The sequence below is a fragment of the Geodermatophilus sp. SYSU D00684 genome (assembly GCF_054050455.1).
In genome coordinates this window covers 23,409-47,359 of the sequence record NZ_JBJGZI010000021.1, presented here as the reverse complement: position 1 = coordinate 47,359, position 23,951 = coordinate 23,409, and the positions used below count along the sequence as shown (strand labels likewise).

The following is a 23,951-nucleotide window of genomic DNA, read 5'->3' as shown; positions in this document are numbered from 1 at the left end:
AGGTCCCATGACCCGGCAGCTGCCCCGCTCGGCCTCGGTCGTCGTCGTCGGCGGCGGGGTCGTCGGGCTGGCCACGGCCTACGAGCTCGCCCTGGCCGGGGTGCCCGACGTCGTCCTGCTCGAGCGGGACGCCCTCGGGTCGGGCTCCACCTGCCGGGCCGCCGGGGGCGTGCGGGCGATGTTCTCCGACCCGGTGAACGTCGCCCTCGGCGCCCGGAGCCTGGAGACCTTCCGCGACTTCCCGGCCCGCTTCGGCCAGGAGATCGACTTCGCCCCCGTCGGCTACCTGTTCCTCCTGGACGACGCCGCGGCCGTCGCGGACTTCGAGGCGGCGGTCGCGCTGCAGAACGACCTCGGCGTGCCCAGCCGGATGGTCGACGTCGCCGAGGCGGTGCGGCTGTCCCCGATGGTCGACCCGGACGGGCTGCTGGCCGCCGCGTGGTCGCCCACCGACGGGCACTGCACGCCCGAGTCGGTCGTGCTCGGCTACGCCTCCGCCGCGCGGCGGGCCGGGGTCACCGTGCTGCCGCACTGCCCGGCGACCGGGATCGACGTCCGCGACGGGCGGGTCGCCGCGGTCGCCACGGCGGCGGGCACGATCGAGACCAAGGCCGTGGTCTGCGCGGCCGGCCCGTGGTCGGCGCAGGTCGGCGCGTGGGCCGGCGTCGACCTGCCGGTGAGCCCGCTGCGCCGGCAGATCCTGGTCACCGAGCCGGTGCCCGGTCTGGACCCGCACACGCCGTTCACCATCGACTTCGGCACCTCGTTCTACTTCCACCGGGAGGGCGAGGGCCTGCTCCTGGGCATGTCCGACCCCGACGAGACCCCCGGTTTCCGGCTCACCCGCTCCGACGCCTGGCTGCCGCGGCTGGGCGCGGCGATCGAGCGGCGGGCGCCCGCGCTGGCCGGCGTCGGCGTCGCCAGCGGCTGGGCGGGCCTGTACGAGATGACGCCGGACCACAACGCCCTCATCGGCCGCGCCGCCGACATCGAGGGGTTCCTGTACGCCACCGGCTTCTCCGGCCACGGCTTCCTCATGGGGCCGGCGGTCGGGGAGGTGGTGCGTGACCTGTACGTCGGCGCGCAGCCGTTCGTCGACGTCTCCGGGTTCGACGTCCGCCGGTTCGCCGGCGCCGGCGTCCGCCCCGAACTGAACATCGTGTAAGGGCCCCTCTGCCCCCCACCGCTCGCGGCGGGACCCTGCAGAGGGGCCGGACCAACTCGAACACCGTCCTTCGACCCGAGGAGTGCCCCCTGTGACCACCCTGCCCACCGCCGAGGACCTCGCGCGCCTGGCGGCCGACGCCGCCGGCCGCTGCGGCGTCGACCTCGACGCGATCGCGGGCGACTTCCCGGTGACCTCCCCGGTGAACGGGCAGCGGGTCGCCGCGCTGCGCCGGGACACCGCGGCCGACGTCGCGGCCGCCGTCGAGCGCGCGAGCGAGGCGTTCCGCACCTGGCGGACGGTCCCGGCGCCGGTGCGCGGCGCGCTGGTCCGCCGGTTCGGCGAGCTGCTGCGCGAGCACAAGGCCGACCTCGCCACGCTGGTCGGCGTCGAGGTCGGGAAGATCACCTCCGAGGCGGCCGGCGAGGTCCAGGAGATGATCGACATCTGCGAGTTCGCCGTCGGCCTCTCCCGGCAGCTGTACGGCCGCACGATCAGCTCCGAGCGCCCCGGCCACCGGCTGATGGAGACCTGGCACCCGCTCGGCGTCGTCGGCGTCATCAGCGCGTTCAACTTCCCGGTCGCCGTCTGGTCGTGGAACACCGCGCTCGCGCTGGTCTGCGGCGACCCCGTCGTCTGGAAGCCCTCGGAGCTCGCGCCGCTGTCCGCGCTGGCCTCCGCGGCGCTGCTGGACCGGGCGATCGCGGAGACCGGCGCGCCGGAGGGCCTGAGCCAGGTCGTGCTCGGCGGTGCCGACGTCGGCGAGGCGCTCGTCGAGTCGCCGGGGGTGGCGCTGCTGTCGGCGACCGGGTCGACGCGGATGGGCCGGCTGGTCGGGCCGCGGGTGGCCGACCGCTTCGGCCGGTCGCTGCTGGAGCTCGGCGGCAACAACGCCGCGATCGTCACGCCGTCGGCCGACCTCGACCTCGCCACCCGCGGGATCGTCTTCTCCGCCGCCGGCACCGCCGGGCAGCGCTGCACCACGATGCGCCGGCTGATCGCGCACGTCGACGTGGTCGACGCCCTCACCGAGCGGGTCGCGGCCGCCTACCGCCGGCTGCCGATCGGGTCGCCGCTGGAGCCGGGCACGCTGGTCGGGCCGCTGATCCACGACGCCGCGTTCAAGGCGATGCAGGACGCGCTCGAGGCCGCCCGGCAGCAGGGCGGGGAGGTGCTGGCCGGCGGGGGACGGCGGCTGGCCGACGAGGCACCGGACGCGTACTACGCCGAGCCCGCGCTGGTCCGGATGCCCGGGCAGACCGACATCGTCCGGCAGGAGACGTTCGCGCCGATCCTCTACGTGCTGCCCTACCGCACGCTGGAGGAGGCGGTGGCGCTCAACAACGACGTCCCGCAGGGGCTGTCGTCGAGCATCTTCACCTCCGACCAGGCCGAGGCCGAGCGCTTCCTCGCCGCCGACGGCTCCGACTGCGGCATCGCCAACGTCAACATCGGCACCTCCGGTGCGGAGATCGGCGGCGCGTTCGGCGGGGAGAAGCACACCGGCGGCGGCCGCGAGTCCGGCTCGGACGCGTGGAAGGGCTACATGCGCCGCGCCACCAACACGATCAACTTCTCCGGTGAGCTGCCGCTCGCCCAGGGGGTCGAGTTCCCCATCTGACGGCGGCGGGGTGACCCGGGCCGGCCGCCCCGGTCACCCCTCGCCGTGGAGGGCGAGCACCCGCGGGCCGAGGGCGTCGAGGGTCAGTCGTGTCCCGTCGACCGCCACCCGGGTGCGGGTCCGCTCGTGCGGCCCGCGGCCGGCCAGCCGCACGGCGACCAGGGCGGTGAGCGCGGGCACCCGGTCGCGGGGGACCGCCGCGGGGATCCCGGGGAGCCGGGCGGCCGGGCCGCGCCACCCCGGGAGCGTGGCGCTCACCAGGCGGGTGACCCGGACGGAGCGGCGGAGGGGGTCGGCCAGGAGCAGGTCCAGCACCTCCTCCGGTCGCTCGCGGGCGGTCAGCACGACCGCGGTCCCGGCTCCGGTCACCCGGTGCGGCCAGTCCGCGTCCGCGGTGTCGACCGCGCCGGGGACGGTGTCGCCGTGCACCAGAGTCACCGGACGGCGCCCGTGCGTCGGCAGGTGGTCGCCGGGCGCGGGCGGCAGGTCGACCTCCGCGCCGGGATCGGCCGCGACGGCCTCGACCAGCCGGGTGACCGTGCCGGCCACGGTGGTCCCGCCGGTGGGACGGGCGACCGTCCACCCACCGGGGACCGGCCGCACGCGGACGCCGCGGGGAGCGGCGGCCCCGACCACCGCGGCCACCGCCGACCGCGCCGCGGAGGAGCCGAGGACGGGGGAGGCCCAGTCCTCGGCCGGGCCGGCACCGCACGCACCGCACACCTGGGGACCTCCGGTCGGCCGGCGGGCGCTCGGCGCCCGCCGGCGGCGGGTGGGGGAGCCGGCCGTCAGGCCGGGCGGGGTCGGCGCGCCACGAAGTCGTCGGCGATCTGGTCGAAGGTCGTCCAGCGGACGCCCTCGTGGCCGTTGACGTGCTCGATGAGGCGCTCGAGCATGAGGAGCACCTGCGGCCGGCCGGACACGTCGGGGTGCACGGTGAAGGTGACCACCGCGTAGTCCATCTCCCGGTGGACCCAGTCGAACTGGTCCTGCCACATCTCCCCGAGGTGGCGGGGGCTGACGAACCCGTGGCTGTTCGGGCTGGCCTTGACGAACATCATCGGCGGGAGGTCGTCGAGGTACCAGTTCGCCGGGATCTCGACGAGGTCGGTCTCCCGGCCCCGGACGAGCGGCTTCATCCAGGTGTCGGCCGGCTGCGAGTAGTCGATCTTCGTCCAGCTGTCGCCGACCCGGACGTAGTAGGGCTCGAAGTCCCGGTGCATCAGCGAGTGGTCGTACTTGATGCCGCGCTCGAGCAGCAGCTCGTTGGTGACGGGGGAGAACTCCCACCACGGGGCGACGTAGCCGGTGGGACGGCGGCCGGCCCGTTCCTCGATCAGCTCGATGCAGCGGTCGAGCACCGCGGACTCCTGCTCGCGGCTCATGGCGATGGGGTTCTCGTGGCTGTAGCCGTGGACGCCGATCTCGTGCCCGGCGGCCACGCAGGCGTCGAACTGCTCGGGGAACGTCTCGATGGAGTGCCCCGGCCAGAACCACGTGCTCGGCATCCCGTTGCGGCGGAACAGCTCGAGCATGCGCGGGACGCCGACCTCGCCGGCGAAGACGCCGCGCGAGATGTCGTCCGGCGAGTCCTCGCCGCCGTAGGAACCCAGCCAGCCGCCCACCGCGTCGACGTCGACGCCGAACGCGCAGAGGATCTCCTTGGGCATGACCTCTCCTCTCGGGTCCCCCGGGCCGCCACCTGCGGCCGGGTCGTTCCTGCCGGCCGGTGCCGGTCAGCCGCCGGTCCGGGCCCGCCAGCCGGCGCGGACGGCGTCCGGGTCCCGGTCCAGCCCCAGCAGGACGGCCAGCAGCACCCTCGCCTGGGAGGGGCGCAGCAGGCCTGCGGGGAGCGCCCCGGCGGCGAGCAGGTCGGTGCCGCCGCCGTCGCCGTAGAGGGCGGCGACCGGGCCGGCCGCCACCCGGGTCGAGGTGACCACGACGACGCCGGCGTCGGTGAGCTCGCGGACGGCCCGGCAGACGACGGGGTTGGCGTTGCCGGCGCCGGTGGCCTCCAGGACGATCCCCCGGGCGCCGGCCGCCGCGAACGCGTGCAGCGCCGTGGCGTCGGCGTCCGGGTGGCAGGCGACGACGTCGACGCGGACACCCGCCGGGTCGACGCGGGCGAGGTCGAGGGGAGCGGGGCGGCGGGCCGAGCGCTCGAGGAGGAGGGCGCCGTCCCGGACCCATCCCAGCGGACCCGCGTCCGGCGCGGTGAAGGTGTCGGCCGCCAGCGTGTGGCCCTTGCGCGTGCCCCGTGCCGGGAACACCCGCCCGCCGAAGGCGATCAGGGCGCCCTGGTCCCGGGCGGCCGGGCTCGCGGCGACGGTGACCGCGTCGGCGAGGTTGCGCGGCCCGTCGCTGTCAGGAGCGTCCGCCGGCCGCTGGGCGCCGGTGAGCACGACCGGCCGGGGATCGCGGTGGACGAGGTCGAGGAAGAACGCCGTCTCCTCGGTCGTGTCCGTGCCGTGCGTGACGACGACCCCGTCGACCTCCGGGTCGGCCAGCTCGCCGGCCACCGCGGACGCGACGGCGTGCATGCGCTCGAGCGTCATGAGGTAGCTGCCGACCCGCAGCACGTCCCGGACGCGCAGGCGGGTGCCGAGGTCCCCGGCCAGCCGGGCGACCAGGTCCGCCCCGCTGTCCTGTGCCGTCGACACCCCGCTCGCGTCGGCCCGGGTCGCGATCGTGCCGCCGGTCGCCAGCACCGTCACCAGGGACACGGGAGACCTCCGGGGCGCGGGTGTCGGGGACCGGGACAGGGTGCGCTGACGCCGTGTTCCGTGCGCCGGGACGCGGCGTCGGCGCACACGCTCCCGGCCGCTAGACGGCGGTGGCGGTGACGAAGGTGCAGACGCCGTCGCCGGAGGTGGCCCGCTGCCGGATGCCGAGCAGCCGCAGCACCGCCATCTCCACGCGGTAGGCCAGCCGCATCGGCCCGGTGTAGAGGGTGTCGCCGGCGGTGGTGACCTCGATCCGGTCGAACCCGGCCAGCCGCACGTGCTCGGTGAGTATCCAGTCCGGCAGCAGGGTGATGTGGCCGGGGGAGTGGTAGTGGCTCGGGCCGAAGATGTACGGCGCCCCGCGCAGCAGGGTGAGCAGCCGGGAGTGCGGGTGCGTGACGTTCGGCGTGCTCACCAGCAGCCGGCCGCCGGGGCGCAGCAGGGCCCGGATCGAGCGCAGCACCTGCCGCGGGTTCTCCACGTGCTCGAGCGTCTCCACGCACACGACCAGGTCGAACGGGCCGCGGGTCTCCTCGGTCCAGTCCGGGTCGTCGAGGTCGAGCCGGGCGATCCAGTCGTGCGGCGGGTCGAGGTCGGTGGGGACGACGTCGACGCCCGCGTCGCGCAGCCGCAGCGCCAGCGCGCCGCAGCCGGAGCCGACCTCGAGCACCCGCCCGCCGTCGGGGAGCAGCGTCCGGGCCAGGCCCGCGGCGTACTCGTGCACGCCGGGGGCCGCGTGGATGCCGTGCCCCTGGTAGGTGCGGACGGCGGCCGTGCGGCGGCCGTCGCGGTGCTGGACGTCGGTCACCCGTCCACCCTGGCATCCCCGCGCACGTCCCGCAGACGGCGCGCAGACGTCACGCCGGACACCACGGTGTGTCACCGGCAGGCCACCCGTCGGTCACCTCGGTCCTGAGTATGGGTCGGGGCCGGACCGCTCCCCGCGGCCGGCCCTCCTGTCGCCGCTCCCCGAGGAGAGACGTGTCCGGTCCGCACCACCACCACGACCACGGCCACGACCACGAGCACGAGCCCGCCGCCTGGACGCCCTACAGCGACGTCTCGGTCCCCGACCAGGACCTCTCGCCCGGCGACCTCTCGCGCCGGCGGTTCCTGCAGGCGGCCGGGGTCCTCGGCCTGGCGGTCGGCGCGACGGTGGCCGGTGCGCCGCGGACCGCGCAGGCCGCCCCCCGCGCGGGCAGCGGCAGTGCCGGCGGGTACACCTGGCTCAACGGCGACCACCACATCCACACGCAGTACAGCTCCGACGGCCTCTACACCGTGCGGGACCAGGTGGAGCAGGCCCGCCGCAACGGCGTGAACTGGCTGGTCATCACCGACCACGGGTCCGCCACCCACGCGCGCCTGGGCGTCGACCTGGTCAACCCCGACGTCCGCGCCGCCCGGACGGCCTACCGGGACGTGCTGGTGTTCCAGGGCCTGGAGTGGAACATCCCGGCCGCCGAGCACGGCACCGTCTTCGTCGCCCCGGGCGACCACGAGGTCACCGTGCTCAAGGAGTTCGAGAGCCAGTTCGACGGCGCGGTCCGGGGCACCTCCGCCAGCTCGCCGGCCAACGAGGCGCAGGCCGTCGCCGGCATCCGGTGGCTGGGGCAGCAGATGCTCGCCGGCCGCACCCCGAACGCGCTGTTCCTCGCCAACCACCCGGCCCGCAACGGCCTGGACTCGCCGCACGAGATCCGCGCCTGGCGCGACGCCGACCCGCGGGTGGCGATCGGCTTCGAGGGCGCGCCCGGGCACCAGGCCGCCGGCATCCCCACCCCGCAGGGCCCGGGTGACGCGCGCGGCTTCTACGGCAACTCCCCGAACGCCAACAGCTGGCCGGGCTACCCGCCCGAGTCCTACCGGACGTTCGGCGGGTTCGACTGGATGACGGCGAAGGTCGGCGGGGTCTGGGACTCGCTGCTGGCCGAGGGCCGGCCGTGGTGGATCACCGCCAACTCCGACTCGCACTCCGTCCACCTCGACCGGCTGGTCCGGCCCGCCGGCCAGGACAGCAGCGCCTGGTTCACCGCCAACGGCCGGTACGGCGACCCGGTCGACAGCGGCACCCCGCAGGTCGACCGCGGCGACTACTTCCCCGGCTACTACTCGCGCACCTGGGTGGGCTCGACCGCCCGCGACTACGGCGCCGTCATGGACGGCCTGCGGGCCGGGCGGGCGTTCGTCGTCCACGGCGACCTGATCGACGGCCTGGAGGTCACCGTCCGGGGCGACGGCGGCGGCAACGCGCCGGGGACCCTCGGCGAGCAGGTGCGGGTGGGCCGCGGCGAGAACGTGCACGTGCAGATCCGCATCACCCAGCGGCGGCAGCCCAACGCCCACGGCGACGTGCCGCAGCTGCGCCGCGTCGACCTGATCACCGGGCCGGTCACCGGCCCGGCCGCCGACCGGGACACCCAGGCGGCCCCGGAGACCCGCGTCGCGGAGTCCTTCGAGGTCCGCGGCAACGGCCAGGTCGTCATCAACCACGTGATCCGCCGCGTCGACCGGTCGTTCTACCTGCGGCTGCGGGGGACCGACGGCAACGTGAGCGCCCCCGGCAGCATCGAGCCGCGGCAGGACCCGGTCGGCAACAGCGACCCGTGGACCGACCTGTGGTTCTACTCGAACCCGGTGTTCGTCACCGTTGGCTGAGTCCTCCTCCGGCGACTGCTGGGTCGCGCTCTGCGGCGACACCGGCAGCTCGTGGAGCCCGCCGGCCGAGCTGGAGCACCGGCTGCTCGACCTCGGCCGGCGGGTCGGCGCCACGGAGGTCGCCACGCACGTCGTCCGGTCGGCCGAGGGCGGTCACCACGCGGCCGGTGTCGCCCGGGCGCACCGGGACCGGGCCTCCGGGCGGCTGGTCCGCTTCCCCGGCCAGGAGGACCTGCCCGACCGGTTCCCGCTGGCCGAGCTGACCGCGCGGTGCGCGATCGAGGCGGTCGACCTGCTCGGCGTGGCCGACGCCCCGGGCCTGGTGCTGCGCACCCGCGGGCACGTGCGCCCGGAGTACCGCGACGGCGTCCTCGTGCTGACCGTGAACGCGTGGGACGACCGCGAGGTCTGCCCGTTCGAGTCGCCGACCCCGCGGGCCTGCTGCAGCGACCACTGAGGGACGGGTGGCCCGGGGCGGGCCCGCGATCGACGGGACAGGGAGCTCGCCGCCGGGATCAGGCCTGGCCGCGGACAGGACGCGCGGTTCCGTCCCCGGCCTCGGCGGACCCGCCCGCCGGCACCTCACGTGGCCGGGGCACCTCGACGACGGGTCTCGGCCGGTCGGCGACGGGTGCAGCGCCCTGGACGGCGCGCCGCTGCGCCAGGAGCACCCTGGCCGCGAGCCGCGGTCGCAGCAACGACTCGGGCCGGTCGATCAGGTTGGCCACCCGGAGGAACGCCGAGCCCACCCCGGCGTCGACCGCAGCAGCGGCCTGGACCCGTGCGACGTAGGCGTTGACCACGCGCACTCGCGCCGAACGCCGTCCGAGGACCGAGGGCTGCCGCAGGTCACTGCCGGCGGCGATGTCCCACGGAACGTCGACGAGACGCGCGGCGCGACGGAAGAACTGCCGGGCGAGGTCGTCGACGCCGGCAGCGAGCAGCTGCCGCAGGGCGAGGGCCTCCATGGCCGCCACCGTCATGCCCTGGCCGTAGACCGGGTTGAAGCTGCTCAAGGCGTCACCGGTGACCAGCAGGCCCTCCGGGAACCGGGTCAACCGCTCGTAGTGCCGTCGCGTGCTCCCGACGAAGTGGTACACGTGCGGGCCCTCGATCGGTTCCCGGTCCGCCATGAGCTGGGCGACCTCCGGTGCGGGCAGGCGGGCCGCGAAGGTCCGGAAACCCGCCAGGTCCGTCGGCGCGGCGTCGGGTCGGTAGGCACCCGCGCTGACGATCCAGCGTCCCCCCTCCACCGCCAGGGCGGCGCCGAACCGGGGGACTGCGGTGGTGGCCCCGATGAGGCAGACGCGGTCGCCGTCGAGGTCGTCGTCGTACCGGGGGACCACCCAGGTCGTGTAGCGGACGTCCACGTCGATCCGGGACTCCGGCGGCCGGCCGAAGCCGTGCGACTCGAGCCAGGACGGGGTGTGCGATCCGCGCCCGGTCGCATCGACCACCAGGTCAGCGGGGAGTGACTCCTCCTCCGTGCTCCTGGCGACGGGATCGGAGCGACGCACCCGCACCCCGGACACCCGCCCGTCGACCGCTGTCAGGTCGAGGAGTTGCGCCGGTGCGAGCACCTCGACCCCGGGGAGGTCCAGGACGCGGGCCCGGACCCGGTCCTCCACCAGCGGTCGGCTCATGGCGAGGCCCTGCATCCCGATCGGGGACCGGCACAGCAGGTGCCCGTCGTTGTACCAGCGGGCGTCGCGCTGCATGTCGCCGATCTCGGCTCCGTGCCGCACCAGGTCCTGGGTGAGGCCGGGGAAGAACTCCTCCAGCACCTCCCGGCCGCGGGCGAGCAGCCCGTGGGGATGCCGTCCCTGGGGTACGCCGCGCCGTGCGGCAGGCTCGCCGGGCAGCACGTCCCGGTCGACCACCGTCACCCGGTCGAACGCCTCGGTGAGCACCCTGGCGGTCAGGAGCCCGCTCATGCTCGCCCCGATGACGACCGCTCGTCCGTCTCTCCGTGGCACAGCGATCGCCCCCTGGGTCGTGCCGCCCGACGCGACGGTCCTCCCGGGGGCCGGGGACCGACAGGGGCCATGGGCTCTCGGAGCGCGCGACGATCCGAGCAGCCGCCGGGGGACCCTGACGGCAGTGGCGGAGCCGCAGCCGGGAGGGCGGGCCTAGGCCGGGGCGCCGTGGTGGACGACGCGGCCCTTGCCCGCGCGCTTGGCGGCGTACATCGCCGCGTCGGCGCGGGCCATGAGCTCGTCGGCGCCCACCGCGGCGTCGCCGGCAGCCAGCGCCACCACGCCGGTGCTGGCGCCGACGGCGCGGGTGCGGCCGGCGACGGCGAACGGCACGGCCATCGCCGCCGTGAGGCGGGCGGCGGCCTCCAGCGGGTCGCCGCCGTCCTCGAGCAGCGCGGCGAACTCGTCGCCGCCGAGCCGGGCCACCGTGTCGCCGCCGCGCAGCGCGCCGGTGAGCCGCTCGGCGACCCGCAGCAGCAGCTCGTCACCGGCGGCGTGGCCGAGGGTGTCGTTGACCGCCTTGAAGTCGTCGAGGTCGAGGAAGACGACGGCGACCGGCCGCATGTCCCGGGCGTGCAGGGCCAGGGCGTGCCCGAGCCGGTCGAGGAACAGCGACCGGTTCGCCAGCCCAGTCAGCGGGTCGGAGAAGGCCAGGTGCCGCAGCTGCGCCTCGCGGGCGGCGAGGTCGGCCGCGAGCCGCGCGTTCTCCCGCACGGTCACGTACTGCCGGACCATGAGCGCGGCGATCACCACGGTGGCGGCCAGCATCTCGCCGGGGGACAGCGGCGTGCCGGCGAGGCTGCGCAGCAGGGCGGTGGCCAGCGCGGCCACGACCGGGACGTACGGCAGCAGCGACGCCGCGGTGCCGGTGCCGCGGACGCCGCCGGTGCGGCCGTCGGGCCCGGCGCCCGCGCCGCCGGTGCGGCACAGCCCGGCCACGGCGAGCAGGGCGAACGCGGCCGTCCAGCCGACGTCGGCGGTCCCGCCGTCGTAGGTGCCGGTGGCCGACAGGTAGGTGAAGGCGCTGTCGGCGACGGCCAGGGCGCTGACGCCGGCCGCGACCAGGTTCAGCGGGCGGCGGTCGCCGCGGGTGCGGGTGACCAGCAGGACGGCCAGCACGACCAGGACGACGTCGGTGACCGGGTAGGCGGCCAGCAGCAGCCGGGCGCCGACGGGGTGGCCGGCGTCGTCGCGCAGCACCGCGCCCAGTGCCGTCTGCCAGCTGACCAGGCCGACCGCGCCGGTGGTCATCACCGCGTCGAGGAGCCGCTGCAGGCGGCCGGTCCGCCCGCCGCCGGCCGGGTGCACGACCAGCGCCGGCACGGCGAACAGGCAGAAGCCGAGGAAGCCGACGTCGGCCAGCGACGGGAACGGCGACTCGCCGCGGGCGGCGAGGACGGTCCAGTACGCCTGGCCCGCGCCCCACGAGGTGCAGGCCAGGGCCAGCAGCGCCCAGGCCAGCCGCAGCCGCAACCCGGTGCTGCGGACGGCGAACCGCGCGGCCGCGGCGCCGGCGGCGAGGGCGGCCAGCGTCTGGGTCAGGTCGGAGGCGAGTGCGGCGCCGGACGGCCCGAGGAGCGTGGTGGCCAGCGTCCCGGCGGCGGCGAGGACGACGACGAGCGCCGCCAGGCGCGGGTGCGCCGTCGACCGGACCATGCTGCCGCCCTCGTGCTCGGGAAGGGGTTCTCCTCCACTGCATCGACCGGTCCGGCCCGCGGGTCCATCACCCGGAGGGGGTGGTCAGCGGCTGAACACCGCCGCCTGCTCCGCGCACAGCTCCGCCAGCGCCTGCGGCGCCGACCGGCACAGCCGCGGGAAGGCGAGGAACCCGTGCGGCATGCCGACGTACTCGGTCAGCCGGACGGGCACGCCCGCGTCCCGGAGCGCCGCGGCGTAGCGCACGCCGTCGTCGCGGATGGGGTCGTGCTCGGCCACCTGCACCAGCGCCGGCGGGAGGCCCGCGTGGTCGGTGGCGTGCAGCGGCGAGGCGTGCGGGTGGTGCGGGTCGCGGTCGCCGAGGTAGTGGTCGCGGAAGGCGAGGCAGTCGGCCCTGGTGAGGATCGGCGCGTGCGCGTTCTCGTCGATCGACGGGCTGCTCATCGTCAGGTCGACCGAGGGGTAGACCAGCCCCTGGTGGGCGATCCGCGGGCCGGAGCGCTCGCGGGCCATCAGGCAGACGACGGCGGCCAGGTTGCCGCCGGCGCTGTCGCCCATGACCGCGACCCGCTCGGGGTCGGCGCCGAACTCGGCGGCCCGCTCCACGACGTCGGCCAGGGCGGCGTGGCAGTCCTCGGCCGCGGCCGGCCAGCGGTGCCCCGGGGCGAGCCGGTACTCCACCGAGACGACGACGGCGCCGACGGTGGCCGACACCGAGCTGCAGAGCCAGTCCGCGGAGTCGAGGTTCCCGAGCGCCCAGCCGCCGCCGTGGAAGTTGACGACCAGCGGCAGCGGGCCGGTCGCCCACTCCGGCCGGTACGTGCGCACCGGCACCTTGCCGACCTCGCCGCGCGCGGTCCCGTCGGCGAGCCGCACCCCCGGGGCGACGCCGCCGAGCAGCAGGTCGGTGACCCGGTTGTGCGGCACGCGCCGCTGCTGCGCCTTCCGCAGCCGCTCGTCGTCCATCCGCGTGATCGACGCCCGCGCGGCCAGCCGGCCGAGCAGCCGCACCCTCAGGTCCATCCGTGCCACGTGTCCTCCTCCGTGTCGTGCCGGTCAGCGGTGCCGATGAGTGGTGCGCCGTCGGCCGGTCTCCCCGGCATGACGTACGAGACGGTCCGCTCGGCGGACGGGACGCCCGTCGCCTACGAGGTGTGGGGCTCCGGGCCGCCGCTGGTGACGGTGTGCGGCGCCACCTGCGACCGCGCGCTGATGCGCCCCACCGCCCGGGCGCTGGGCGAGCACGCCACGGCCGTGACCTACGACCGGCGCGGCCGCGGCGACAGCGGGGACACCCTGCCGTACGCGGTCGAGCGGGAGGTCGAGGACCTCGCCGCGCTGCTCGACGCGGTCGGCGGGCGCGCGTCCCTGTACGGGCACTCCTCCGGCGCCGCCTTGGTGCTGCGCGCCGTCGCCGCGGGCCTGCCGGTGGACCGGTTCGTCCTCCACGACCCGCCGTTCGCCCCCGACGATCCCGCCTTCCGGGACGAGAGCCGCGCCTTCGCGGCCGGGATCCTGGACCTGCTGGCCGACGGAGAGCGGGACGAGGCGGTGGACCGGTGGTGCCGCGGCACCGGCATGCCCGGGGAGGTGGTCGACGCGGTGCGGGCGACGCCGCGGTGGGCGGAGCTGGTCGCGCTCGCCCCGACACTGGCGTACGAGATCGCGGTGCTCGGCTCCGTCGAGACCGGCGGCGCGGTGCCCGAGGACGTCGCCCGCCGCGCGGCGCGGCCCGGCCTCGTGCTGGTCGGCGGCGACAGCCCGCCGTTCATGCAGGAGGTGGCCCGGCAGGTGGCGGACCTCCTCCCGGCGGGCACGCTGCGGGTGCTCCCCGGCTCCGGCCACGTCGTCGCGCCGGAGGTCCTGGCGCCGCTGGTCGGGGAGTTCCTCCGCGGCTGACGTCGTCCGCACCGGTCACGGCTCGGCGAACCAGGCGTGGCCGAGGCCGGGGACCAGCAGCAGGCCGTCCCGGACCGGCAGGGGACCGTCGCTGCCGTGCACCTGCGCGAACGCGCCGAACCCGGTGACGGTGTCGGCGTCGACCCGCTGCGGGTGCGGCGAGAAGTTGGCGACCCCGACGAACGCGCCGCTGCGCGGGTGCTTGCGCCGCCAGACCAGCACCGCGTCGTTGCCGACGTCGACCACCGTCGACTCCACCCCGCCGCGCAGCGCGAGCAGCGACCGGCGCACCTCCCCGAGCCGGCGGATCCCGGCCCACACCCGGCCCTCCACCGTGGTGGGGTCGCCGCGGCGGGCCGCGGCCGCCCAGTCCATGGGCGGGCGGTGCATCCAGCGGTTGTCCGGCGCCCGCTCGGGCTCGGCCAGGTAGGAGGCGTCGTTGCGCTGCGCGAGCTCGTCGCCCATGTAGAGCAGCGGGACGCCGCCGAAGGCGTAGGCGACCGAGTAGAGCAGCAGCAGCCGGCGCACCCCGGCGTCGAGGGCGACCGGGTCGTCGCGGTCGAGGGCGTCCTCGATGCCGCACAGGGACGCCGCCGACCCCGAGATCCGTGCGTCGCCGGTGGCCTCGTTCTCCTGGAACAGCGCGCCGCGGGCGAACGAGCCGGGGAAGCGGCCGGCGTAGAAGTCGTTGAGGAACCGGCGGTGGGCGAACCCGTCGAGCCCGACCGCGGCGGCGTCCTCGTCGGTGACCGCCCAGCCGATGTCGTCGTGGCCGCGGACGTAGGTGCACCAGGTGGCGGTGGGCGGGATCGGCCGCATCCGGCGCAGGGCCTGCCGGGCCAGCCGGACGTCCTGGGTGGCCAGGCTGCTCCACAGCAGCACCATGAGGGAGTTGTGGTAGGCCAGCTCGCACTCGGGCCGGTAGCGGTCGTGGCCGCCGAGGTAGGCGACCAGGTCATCGGGGGAGACGATCGCCTCGGCCTTGAACACCACGCCCGGCGCGGCCAGCCGGGTCAGCGCGTGCAGCAGCTGCAGGAGGGTGTGCCCCTCGGGCTGGTTCTGGCAGCTGGTGCCCAGCCGCTTCCACATGAACGGGACGGCGTCCATGCGGAAGACGTCGACGCCGCGGTTGGCCAGCCAGGCGATCTCGCCGGCCATCGCCAGCGTCACCTCGGGGTTGGTGTAGTCGAGGTCCCACTGGTACGGCCAGAACGTCGTCCACACCCAGCCGCCGGCGCCGCCGCGCGCCTCGGGCACCCAGCTGAACGAGCCCGGCGCCCGGTCGGGGAAGACCTCCGGGATCGTCGCGTCGTAGGCGTCGGGCACCTCCCGGTCGGGGAAGGCGGTGTAGAAGCCGGCGTACGCGGGGTCGCCGGCCAGCCAGCCCTGCGCCCAGGGGTGCTCGCGGGCGGTGTGGTTGAGCACGAGGTCGATGCACAGCGCCATCTCCCGCTCGTGCAGCGCCGCGGCCACCGCCTCGAGGTCGGCCATGGTGCCCAGCCGCGGGTCGACGGCGCGGTAGTCGGCCACCGCGTAGCCGCCGTCGTTCTCGCCCTCGCGCGGTCGCAGCAGCGGCATGAGGTGCAGGTAGGTGGTGCCCAGTTCGGCGAGGTGGCCGAGCCGGCCGGGCAGCTCGGCGAGCGTGCCGCAGAACCGGTCGACGTAGCAGACGTAGCCCTGCACCCGGGCCCGCTGGAACCACGCCGGGTCGATCTCCCGCCGCCGGTCGATCCGCCGCAGCGGCTCCGGCCGCTCGGCCGCCGCGGCGAGCGCGGCGCGCAGCCCGCGGGCGAACAGGTCGTCGGCGGCGTCCCCGTAGAGGATCGCCAGCGGCTCGTGGACGTCGTACAGCGCCAGGTCGGCGCGGGCGAGGAAGGCGTCGGCCTCCGCCTCGCCCAGGACGGCGACCGCCTCGTCCGCGAGGACCGGCCGCAGCGCCGCCCACGCCCGCCGGGCCCCCGCCCGCAGCTGTTCGGCCCCCGCGCTCATGTGCCCTGCGTATCGCGTCCAGGCCCCGCGTGCACCTCGGTGGGGCGGCCCGCACCCCGACGGCGTCGCCGGGTCCCGCAGACTGGCGCCCATGTCCGCCACCCCGCTGTCCGTGCAGTCCACCTGGCCCGGGGACGTCGCCGACGTCCTCCCGTTCCTCGCCCCGGAGTCCTGAGGTGGGCGGTTCCACGGTCAGCAGGGCACTGGTCCTCGGCGGCGGTGGCATCGCCGGGATCGCCTGGGAGATCGGGCTGCTGTCCGGGCTGGCCGACGCCGGGGTCGACGTCCGGGACGCCGACCTGGTGGTGGGCACCTCGGCCGGCTCGATCGTCGGCACGCTGCTGCGCACCGGTCACGACCTCGAGGAGCTCTACGCCGCGCAGCTCGGGCCGGTACCGGCGACCGAGCGGGCGGTGGAGTTCGACGGCGCGGCCTTCCTCGCCTCGTTCGCCGCCGCGCTGGCCGGTGCGACCGGCGAGCAGGACGCGCGCGCCCGGATCGGCGGGCTCGCGCTGCGCGCGCAGACCATGCCCGAGTCCGAGCGGCGCGCGGTCATCGGCGCGCGGATCGGGTCCCCGGAGTGGCCCGCGCAGCGGCTGGTGGTGACCGCCGTCGACACCGCGGACGGGGAGTTCCTCGCCGTCGACCGCGACACCGGGTTCCCGCTGCTCGACGCCGTCGCCGCGTCCTGCGCGGTTCCGGGCGTCTACCCGCCGATCACGATCGGGGAGCGGCGGTTCATGGACGGCGGGATGCGCTCGGCCACCAACGCCGACCTCGCCGCCGGCTGCGCCACGGTGCTCGTCGTCGCGCCGATGGCGGGGATCGCCGGCAGCCCGCTGGGCCCGTCGCTGGACGACGAGCTGGCGGCGCTGCGCCGCGAGGGGAAGGCGTGCCTGGTGCTCGCCGACGAGGACGCGGTGCGCGCCTTCGGCACCAACCCGCTCGACCCCGCCACCCGGGAGCCCTGCGCCCGCGCCGGCCGCGCCCAGGCCGCGCGGGTCGCCGACGAGGTCCGCGCGTTCTGGGGCTGACGCCGCCCGACGTCGACCTGGTGTCGTCTCCCGCGGCGCGAGGCGACACCAGGTCGACATCCGGCGTCGGGTGGTCGGCTGCCGGGGACACCGCGGGCCGGTGACCCCGACCGCCGACCACCCGAGGGACGTCGGGCGGCGTCAGTCCGGCAGGACGCGGACGGCGAGCACGGCGACGTCGTCGTCGGAGCGGCCGGGCAGGGCGCGGGTGAGCAGCCGGTCGCAGAGGGCGTCCGCGGTCAGCCCGGACAGCCCGGACAGCGCCTCGGCGGCGGCGGCGAGCCCCTCGTCGATGCCCTGCCGGCCGACCTCGACCAGCCCGTCGGTGAGCAGCAGCAGCGTCTCGCCGGGCGCGATCGCCGCCTCGTGGTCGCGGCGCAGGCCCGGCTCGTCGGTGCCGAGCAGCCGTTCGGGCGGGGTGTCGAGCTGCCGCACCGCGTCGTCGGCACCGAGCACCAGCGGCGGCAGGTGACCGGCCGACGACCAGCGCAGCAGCCGGCCGGAGCCGCCGGGCGCGGGCGCCAGGTGGGCGACCAGCGCGGTGGCCAGCGTGCCGACGTGCAGGCCGGCCAGCACCCGGTCGACGCGGTCGAGCGTCCGCGCCGGCCCGTCGGGGGAGTCGTAGGCGAGGGTCCGCACCGCGCTGCGCAGCTGCGCCATCGCCGCGGCGGCCTCGACGCCGTGCCCGGCCACGTCGCCGATGACCAGCACCGTGGTCCCGTCGGGACGGGGGAACGCGTCGTACCAGTCGCCGCCGACCAGGTGCTGCGACACCGCGGGCCGGTAGCGGACGGCGACCTCGAGGCCGGGCGGCTGCGGCGGCGGGGTGAGCAGGCTGTGCTGCAGCGTCTCGGCCACCCGCAGCTGGCGGCCGTAGAGCCGGGCGTTGTCCAGCGCGAGCGCCCCGCGGCGGGCGACCTCGACGGCGAGCGCGACGTCGGCGGGCCCGGCCGGCGGCCGGTCGCCGCACCGGACGAGGGACAGGACGCCGAACCCCGTCCCGCGCGCCTGCAGCGGCACGAACAGGCTCGACCGGGGGTCCAGCCGCTCCCAGGCCGCCCGCACCGGGCCCTCGGGCATCGACTCCGGACCCAGGTCCGCCTCGATGCGCTCCAGTTGTACGGGCTCGCCGGACGAGAGGGCCGAGGCGAGCGCGGCCTGGTCGCGCGGGGCGGTGACCCGGCCGGCGAGGTAGGTGTCGACGTCGTCGAGGCGCTCGCGGTCCCGGTGCGCGCGGGCGGAGCTGCCGGGGGCGCCGTCGCCGGCGAGCAGGGTGACGGTGGCCCAGTCGGCGAGGACGGGCACGACCAGGCGGGCGAGCCGGTCGGCGGCGGTGCCGGCGTCCAGGCTCTGGGTCAGGGACTCGGTGACCTCGGCGAGGTAGCGGTAGCGCTCGACGTCCCCGGTCCCGTCGTGAGTGCTCACCCCGGCTCCGTCCCGGCTCCCTGTGCGAGGGTGCCGAGTACGGAGCGTACGGCAGCCGTCACCCGCGGACCCGCAGGTCGCACCCGCTGTGCGGCGGTGGACCCCGGGCCACACTGGGGGAGGGGACGGGAGGCGGACATGGCGACGGCGAGCATCGGCGCGGCGGACTTCGCGACGACGGTGTCCGCGCCGGGCATCGTGCTGGTCGACTTCCGGACGTCGCGGTCGGGCACCAGCCGGGCGTTCACCGCGGTGTTCGACCAGGCCGCGGCGCGGCACCCGGACCTGCGCTTCACCGCCGTCGACACCGAGGCCGAGGCCGCGCTGGCGGCCGAGCTGGGCGTGCGGTCGGCGCCGACGCTGCGGGTCTACCGCGACGGCGTGCTGGTCTTCGCCGAGCCCGGGTGGATCCCCGCGGACTCGGTCGACCTGCTCGTGGACACCGTCCGCGCCCTGGACATGCAGGCGGTGCGGGCGACCTACCCGCCGCCGCTCGACTAGGACCCGTCCTGCGGGTCTCCCCGCAGTCGGAGGACGGGGCCGGCGACGAGCGCGGCCACGTCGGCGCGTCCGGCACGACCAGGGCCGGCGTGTGGCGGGCCCGCGACCGCGCTACGGCGCAGCCGCTTCCTCCAGTGGGACCAGCGAGGCGAAGACGTCGCGGCCGGGCGGGACCTCGCCCTCGATCCGGTGCAGGCGGCCCAGCTCGTCCGGCCGGTAGAGCAGGTAGCCGTAGCTGCGCAGCAGCTCCTCGAGCGGCTGCCGGGACTCCCCGAGGGTGCGCTGCACCTCGTCGCCGCTCCACTCCACCTGGATGAGCCTGATCCGGCCCTCGGACAGCGCGCGGCGGGCGCCTTCGAGGACGAGGCGCTCCGCGCCCTCGACGTCGACCTTGAGCCCGGCCACGTGGCGGTCGCCGATCACGCTGTCCACGGTGACCGCCTCCACCTCGACCCCACCCGGCTCCCCGTCGCCGAGCAGGTGGTTGTAGGAGTCGAGCCCCTCGGTCAGGCGGACCGTGCCGGGTGCGTCGGCGGCAGCCTTGTCCAGCACTTCCCCGGTGTAGTCGTTGAGGGACAGGTTCTCGCGGATGCGCTCGCAGTTGTGCCGGTCCGGCTCGAAGGTGATCGTCTCCGCCCCCAGGTCGTGCGCGAGGATCGTGTAGATGCCGACGTTGCCGCCGACGTCGACGAACAGGTCCCCGGGTCCGAGCACGCGCTGCCACGTGCGCGTCTCGCGCCAGTTCGGCGGGTTGGTGTGGACGGCGTGCGGCGGGTTGGTCTCGCCGGTGTAGGCGATGATCCTCGACCGCTCACCGAGCGGCACGATCGACGGACGCCGCAGCAGCCGTGTCCTCACCTCGTAGCGGGCGACCCGGCCGACAGCCGCCAGGCGGTGGCCGCGGTTCGCCGGGTGCATGAAGGTGAAGGCGAGCCGGTGGATCGTCGGCGGCGCGAACCGCCTGACGGCGCCTTGCGCCTGTCGGGCGGTGAACACGCCGACCACCTCGCTTCCCGCCGGAAGACGGGCCGTCAATCTAGCGATCCCGCCGTGGCGCAGCCAGGCCTGGAGTGCCCCCGGGTGAGCCGCTCAGGGACCCGCAGCGGTCGCGGCGCCTCCGATCCGCGGGACGGGCACGGGACCGGGCGGCGGGTCAGCCGGCGAGGACGACGACCAGGGTGCGCGGTCCGTGCACGCCCTCGACCCGCTGCAGCTCGATGTCGCTGGTCGCCGACGGGCCGCTGACCATCGTCAGCGGGGCGACCGGGTCCAGCCGGGCCAGGGCGTCGGGCACGTCGGGCACCACCTGCGCGGCCTCGACCACGCAGACCAGGACGTCGGGCAGCAGCGACAGCGCCCGCCGCCCCGACAGCGGCGACCCGTCGAGCACCAGCGTGCCGGTCTCGGCGACCGCCGCCGCCACGCCGGTCAGCGTCGCGGCGAACGCGGCGAGCTCCACCGCCGGCCGGCCGTCGTCCTCGGCCGCGCCGGCGGGCCGCCACGCGGCCGGCACCCCGGGGGCGACGACGACACCGGCCGGGTCCCAGCCGGCGCCGAGCGCTGCGTCCAGGCCGCGGACGACGGTCGCCGGGACGTCGGCCGGCGCGCACCGGAGCACCGTGGCGCGGTAGTCCTCCACCCGCTCGGCGAGCAGGTCCAGCAGCTCGGCCACCGGCAGCTCGCGCGGCGCCGGCACCGGCGGGACGGCGACCGGCGGCCGCTCCGGGCCGAGCGCCGTCCGGATCCGGCCGAGCACCTCCTCGCGCGCGCTCACCGGCCGTGCTCCTCGTTCCACTGCTGCACGAACGTCCTCCCCGGCGGGGTGGGCAGGTCGCGGGTGCGGGTCCAGGCGCTCGCCGGGGGCGGCAGCGCGGCCGGCAGCGTCGGCTTCCCCCGGGCGAGCAGCCGCCCGAGCCCGGCCGCGCGCTGGGCGAGGTGCCACAGCCGCGGGTTGCTCATCACCCGCGCCAGCCCGCGGAAGGCGACCGCCTCGGCGGTGGGCCGCTCCTGCGCCTCGACGTGCTCGGCGCGCAGGTGCACGAGGATCGAGGGGATGTCGATCGCCACCGGGCACACGTCGTAGCAGGCGCCGCACAGCGAGGACGCGTACGGCAGCGAGGCGTTGTCCTCGACGCCGGTCAGCTGCGGGGACAGCACCGCGCCGATCGGGCCGGGGTAGACCGAGCCGTAGGCGTGCCCGCCGGTGCGCTCGTAGACCGGGCAGACGTTGAGGCAGGCCGAGCAGCGGATGCAGTGCAGCGCCTCGCGGCCCACCTCGTCGGCGAGCACCGCCGTCCGGCCGTTGTCGAGCAGCACGAGGTGGAACTCCTGCGGCCCGTCGCCGGGGGTCACGCCGGCCCACAGCGAGGTGTAGGGGTTCATCCGCTCGCCGGTGGAGGAGCGGGGCAGCAGCTGCAGGAAGACGCCGAGGTCCTCCCAGCGCGGCACGACCTTCTCGATGCCCATGACGGTGATCAGCGTCCGCGGCAGCGTCAGGCACATCCGGCCGTTGCCCTCGCTCTCGACGACGGCGAGCGTGCCGGTCTCCGCGACGGCGAAGTTGGCCCCGCTGACCGCGACCCGCGCCCGCAGGAACCGCTCGCGCAGGTGGGCGCGGGCGGCCATGGCCAGCTGCCGCGGCTCGTCGGTCAGGCCGGGGTCGACGCCGGGGATGGTGCGGCTGAAGATCTCGCGGATCTCCGAGCGGTTCTTGTGGATCGCCGGCACGAGGATGTGGCTCGGAGTGTCCTCGCCGAGCTGCACGATCAGCTCGGCCAGGTCGGTCTCGATCGCCTCGATGCCGGCGCCTCCCAGCGCCTCGTTGAGGCCGATCTCCTGGGTGGCCATCGACTTGACCTTGACCACCTCGTCGCTGCCGGTGGCCCGCACCAGGTCGGTGACGATGCGGTTGGCCTCGGCGGCGTCCCGGGCCCAGTGCACGGTGCCGCCGCGCGCGGTGACCTGCCGCTCGAGCTCCTCGAGGTGCTCGTCGAGCCGGGCCATGGTGGCGGCCTTGAGCGCCTTCCCGGCCTGGCGCAGCTGCTCCCAGTGCGGCACCTCGGAGACGACGGCGGCGCGCTTGCCGCGGATCGTCGTCGTGGCGCGGCCGAGGTTGGCGCGCAGCTGCCCGTCGCGCAGGGCCGTGCGGGCGGCCTCGGGGAAGGGCTGCGTGCCGCGCAGGTGGCCGACGCCGCGCGGCGCCGTCGGCAGGCCGAGGAACGTCGTCCCGGAGCGGGGGGCGCCCGGCGCGAGCGGGGTCGGCTCCGGGGAAGCGGCAGAAATGGCCATTTCTGCCGTCCTCAGGCCGGGACCGCGGGGGCGGTGGACTGGTTCGGGTTCACGCTCTCCTCCGTCGAGGCGAGGATCTCGGCCAGGTGCACCGTCCGCGTGCCCGAGCGCAGCCGGGACAGCCCGCCGCCGATGTGCATCAGGCAGGACGCGTCCCCGGCGGTGCACACCTCGGCGTGCGTGGAGAGCACGGCGGCCATCTTGTCGGTGAGCATCGCCGTCGAGGTGTCGGCGTTCTTCACCGCGAACGTGCCGCCGAACCCGCAGCAGGACTCCGCGCCCGGCAGCTCCACCAGCTCCAGCCCGCGGACCGCGCGCAGCAGCCGCAGCGGCCGGTCGCCCACCCGCAGCAGGCGCAGCGAGTGGCAGGTCGGGTGGTAGGTGACCCGGTGCGGGTAGTAGGCGCCGACGTCGGTCACGCCGAGCACGTCGACGAGGAACTGCGACAGCTCGTACGTGCGCGCGGCCAGCGCCTCGGCCTCGGCGGCCAGCCCCTCCTCGCCGGCGCGGCGGGCGACGGCCGCCTGCTGGTGGTGGATCGAGGCCACGCACGACCCCGACGGCGCCACGACCGCCTCCGCGCCGGCGAACGCCCGCACGTGGTTGGCCACGATCGGCACCGCCTCGCGCCGGTAGCCGGTGTTGACGTGCATCTGCCCGCAGCAGGCCTGCGTCGGCGGCACGACCACCTCGTGGCCCAGCCGCTCCAGCAGCCGCGCGGTGGCCAGGGCGACCTGCGGCACCACCGTGTCCACCAGGCAGGTGGCGAACAGCGCGACCCTCACGGGGTCCCCTCTCTGTCGCGGAAGACCATGCTCGACTCGCGGACCACGAGCGTCGGCTCGAAGACCTCCTGCACGTGCACGTGCCCCTCGCCGCGCGCCTCGTCCAGCAGCAGCTCGGCGGCCCGCGACCCGAGCGCCGCCCGCGGCTTGCGCACCGAGGTCAGCGGCACCGCGGCGGCCGCGGCGAAGTCGATGTCGTCGTAGCCGACGATCGCGAAGTCGTCGGGCACCCGCACGCCCTGGCGGACCATCTCCTGCAGCACCCCGAGGGCGAGCAGGTCGTTGGCGCAGACCGCGGCGGTGGGCCGGCGGGCGGCGGGCAGGCCGACGATCCGCGCCGCGGCCTCGCGGCCGCCCTGGACGGTGAGGTGCTCGGGGGAGAGGACCAGCAGCGCGTCGTCGTCGCCGGTGGCCTCCCGGACGGCGGCCACGACGCCGGCGTGCCGCTCCTGCACCTGCGGCAGCCCGGACGCGCCGCCGATGAAGGCGATCCGCCGGTGCCCGCGCTCGAGCAGGTGCTCGGCGGCCAGCCGGCCCCCGAGGACGTCGTCGACGGCGACCGCGCACTGGTCGGGACCGGGCGCGCGCCGGTCGACCAGCACGACCGGCACCCCGCGGCGGCGCAGCGAGTCCAGGTGCGGCGACAGCTCGGCGGTCGGGGTGATGAGGACGCCCTGCACCCGCTGCTCGGCGAGCACGTCGAGGTGGGCGGCCTCCTTCTCCGGGCGGTCGTCGGAGTTGCACAGGATCACCGCGAGGCCGGCCGGGTCGACGACGTCGTCGACGCCACGCGCGAGGTCGGTGAAGAACGGGTTGGCGATGTCGAGGACGACCAGGCCGATCGTGCGGCTGTGCCCGGCGCGCAGCTGGCGGGCGGACTCGTTGCGCACGAACCCGAGCGCAGCGATCGCGTCGAGCACCCGCTCGCGGGTCGGCCCGCTCACCACCTCGGGGCGGTTGAGGACGTTGCTCACCGTCCCGACCGAGACGCCGGCGTGCTCGGCGACGTCGCGGATGCTCACCGGCACGGCGTCTCCTCGCGGGGGTCGGGGTGGGTGACGGGGGACACCGTCCAGCAGCGATCGTCACCCCTTGACTGAAACGTGTCAAACACCGGTCACGGACCGGACGCGCGGTGTTGACACGTCTCGAAACGGCTCCCTATGGTCTGCGCCACAGCACGTCTGAATCGTTTCACAACGGAGGTGGTCGTCGTGGACCACGCCTCGGC

General features: G+C 76.1%; 21 protein-coding genes. 7 read left to right on the top strand and 14 right to left on the bottom strand.

Annotated elements, in window-relative coordinates; translation table 11 throughout:
• Nucleotides 1-7 precede the first annotated feature (7 nt).
• On the top strand, nucleotides 8-1,165 hold the full coding sequence (locus ACI79L_RS16110) for an NAD(P)/FAD-dependent oxidoreductase (RefSeq protein ID WP_456937762.1): 1,158 nt from the start codon (nucleotides 8-10) through the stop codon (nucleotides 1,163-1,165).
• A gap of 91 nt (nucleotides 1,166-1,256) precedes the next feature.
• Nucleotides 1,257-2,786 (top strand): L-piperidine-6-carboxylate dehydrogenase, encoded by a 1,530-nt coding sequence (amaB, locus tag ACI79L_RS16105; RefSeq protein WP_456937761.1) that lies wholly within the window; start codon nucleotides 1,257-1,259, stop codon nucleotides 2,784-2,786.
• A gap of 33 nt (nucleotides 2,787-2,819) precedes the next feature.
• Here amaB and ACI79L_RS16100 read toward each other — a convergent pair whose 3' ends face one another.
• The 4 genes from ACI79L_RS16100 to ACI79L_RS16085 form a co-directional block, all read right to left on the bottom strand.
• Nucleotides 2,820-3,509, bottom strand: a complete 690-nt coding sequence (locus tag ACI79L_RS16100) for a hypothetical protein (RefSeq protein WP_456937760.1) — start codon at nucleotides 3,507-3,509, stop codon at nucleotides 2,820-2,822.
• 65 nt (nucleotides 3,510-3,574) lie between these two features.
• Nucleotides 3,575-4,456 (bottom strand): polysaccharide deacetylase family protein, encoded by an 882-nt coding sequence (locus ACI79L_RS16095; RefSeq protein ID WP_456937759.1) that lies wholly within the window; start codon nucleotides 4,454-4,456, stop codon nucleotides 3,575-3,577.
• 66 nt (nucleotides 4,457-4,522) lie between these two features.
• Nucleotides 4,523-5,509, bottom strand: a complete 987-nt coding sequence (locus ACI79L_RS16090; protein ID WP_456937758.1) for an asparaginase — start codon at nucleotides 5,507-5,509, stop codon at nucleotides 4,523-4,525.
• A gap of 100 nt (nucleotides 5,510-5,609) precedes the next feature.
• Nucleotides 5,610-6,317 (bottom strand): class I SAM-dependent methyltransferase, encoded by a 708-nt coding sequence (locus tag ACI79L_RS16085; RefSeq protein WP_456937757.1) that lies wholly within the window; start codon nucleotides 6,315-6,317, stop codon nucleotides 5,610-5,612.
• Between the two features lie 173 nt (nucleotides 6,318-6,490).
• Here ACI79L_RS16085 and ACI79L_RS16080 point away from each other — a divergent pair, with 173 nt between their 5' ends.
• Nucleotides 6,491-8,167, top strand: coding sequence for a PHP domain-containing protein (locus tag ACI79L_RS16080; protein ID WP_456937756.1), 1,677 nt, complete (start codon nucleotides 6,491-6,493; stop codon nucleotides 8,165-8,167).
• Entirely contained in the window at nucleotides 8,160-8,624 is a 465-nt protein-coding gene (locus ACI79L_RS16075; protein WP_456937755.1) for a hypothetical protein, read from the top strand. Before ACI79L_RS16080 ends, ACI79L_RS16075 begins: the two co-directional genes overlap by 8 nt.
• Nucleotides 8,625-8,682: 58 nt before the next feature.
• On the opposite strand, the gene ACI79L_RS16070 is transcribed toward ACI79L_RS16075, so the two are convergent.
• From ACI79L_RS16070 to ACI79L_RS16060, 3 genes are all read right to left on the bottom strand, one after another.
• Entirely contained in the window at nucleotides 8,683-10,101 is a 1,419-nt protein-coding gene (locus ACI79L_RS16070) for an NAD(P)/FAD-dependent oxidoreductase (protein ID WP_456937754.1), read from the bottom strand.
• Nucleotides 10,102-10,296: 195 nt separating this feature from the next.
• Nucleotides 10,297-11,799 carry a diguanylate cyclase domain-containing protein gene (locus tag ACI79L_RS16065; RefSeq protein ID WP_456937753.1) on the bottom strand — a complete coding sequence of 501 codons (1,503 nt, stop codon included), beginning with the start codon at nucleotides 11,797-11,799 and terminating at the stop codon, nucleotides 10,297-10,299.
• 84 nt (nucleotides 11,800-11,883) lie between these two features.
• Nucleotides 11,884-12,822, bottom strand: a complete 939-nt coding sequence (locus ACI79L_RS16060) for an alpha/beta hydrolase (protein ID WP_456937812.1) — start codon at nucleotides 12,820-12,822, stop codon at nucleotides 11,884-11,886.
• A gap of 78 nt (nucleotides 12,823-12,900) precedes the next feature.
• On the opposite strand from ACI79L_RS16060, the gene ACI79L_RS16055 reads away from it, so the two are divergent.
• The gene (locus ACI79L_RS16055; protein ID WP_456937752.1) at nucleotides 12,901-13,698 is read left to right on the top strand and encodes an alpha/beta fold hydrolase; all 798 of its coding nucleotides are present in this window, start codon (nucleotides 12,901-12,903) and stop codon (nucleotides 13,696-13,698) included.
• 15 nt (nucleotides 13,699-13,713) lie between these two features.
• On the opposite strand, the gene ACI79L_RS16050 is transcribed toward ACI79L_RS16055, so the two are convergent.
• Nucleotides 13,714-15,687, bottom strand: a complete 1,974-nt coding sequence (locus ACI79L_RS16050) for an alpha-amylase family protein (RefSeq protein WP_456937751.1) — start codon at nucleotides 15,685-15,687, stop codon at nucleotides 13,714-13,716.
• A 176-nt stretch (nucleotides 15,688-15,863) separates the two neighbouring features.
• Here ACI79L_RS16050 and ACI79L_RS16045 point away from each other — a divergent pair, with 176 nt between their 5' ends.
• Complete coding sequence (locus ACI79L_RS16045; RefSeq protein WP_456937750.1) at nucleotides 15,864-16,721, top strand: patatin-like phospholipase family protein; 858 nt, start codon at nucleotides 15,864-15,866, stop codon at nucleotides 16,719-16,721.
• A gap of 141 nt (nucleotides 16,722-16,862) precedes the next feature.
• Here ACI79L_RS16045 and ACI79L_RS16040 read toward each other — a convergent pair whose 3' ends face one another.
• Entirely contained in the window at nucleotides 16,863-18,146 is a 1,284-nt protein-coding gene (locus tag ACI79L_RS16040) for a PP2C family protein-serine/threonine phosphatase (protein ID WP_456937749.1), read from the bottom strand.
• A 138-nt stretch (nucleotides 18,147-18,284) separates the two neighbouring features.
• On the opposite strand from ACI79L_RS16040, the gene ACI79L_RS16035 reads away from it, so the two are divergent.
• On the top strand, nucleotides 18,285-18,647 hold the full coding sequence (locus ACI79L_RS16035) for a thioredoxin family protein (RefSeq protein ID WP_456937748.1): 363 nt from the start codon (nucleotides 18,285-18,287) through the stop codon (nucleotides 18,645-18,647).
• A 111-nt stretch (nucleotides 18,648-18,758) separates the two neighbouring features.
• Here the strand turns inward: ACI79L_RS16035 and ACI79L_RS16030 are convergent, their stop codons facing one another.
• The 5 genes from ACI79L_RS16030 to ACI79L_RS16010 form a co-directional block, all read right to left on the bottom strand.
• The gene (locus tag ACI79L_RS16030; RefSeq protein ID WP_456937747.1) at nucleotides 18,759-19,643 is read right to left on the bottom strand and encodes an FkbM family methyltransferase; all 885 of its coding nucleotides are present in this window, start codon (nucleotides 19,641-19,643) and stop codon (nucleotides 18,759-18,761) included.
• 157 nt (nucleotides 19,644-19,800) lie between these two features.
• Nucleotides 19,801-20,421, bottom strand: a complete 621-nt coding sequence (locus tag ACI79L_RS16025) for a LutC/YkgG family protein (protein WP_456937746.1) — start codon at nucleotides 20,419-20,421, stop codon at nucleotides 19,801-19,803.
• Nucleotides 20,418-21,935, bottom strand: a complete 1,518-nt coding sequence (locus ACI79L_RS16020; RefSeq protein WP_456937745.1) for a LutB/LldF family L-lactate oxidation iron-sulfur protein — start codon at nucleotides 21,933-21,935, stop codon at nucleotides 20,418-20,420. The genes ACI79L_RS16025 and ACI79L_RS16020 overlap by 4 nt, the downstream gene beginning before the upstream one ends.
• 11 nt (nucleotides 21,936-21,946) lie before the next feature.
• Complete coding sequence (locus ACI79L_RS16015; RefSeq protein ID WP_456937744.1) at nucleotides 21,947-22,720, bottom strand: (Fe-S)-binding protein; 774 nt, start codon at nucleotides 22,718-22,720, stop codon at nucleotides 21,947-21,949.
• A complete protein-coding gene (locus ACI79L_RS16010; RefSeq protein ID WP_456937743.1) occupies nucleotides 22,717-23,748 on the bottom strand; it encodes a LacI family DNA-binding transcriptional regulator in 1,032 nt (343 codons plus the stop codon). Before ACI79L_RS16010 ends, ACI79L_RS16015 begins: the two co-directional genes overlap by 4 nt.
• Between the last annotated feature and the right edge of the window lie 203 nt (nucleotides 23,749-23,951).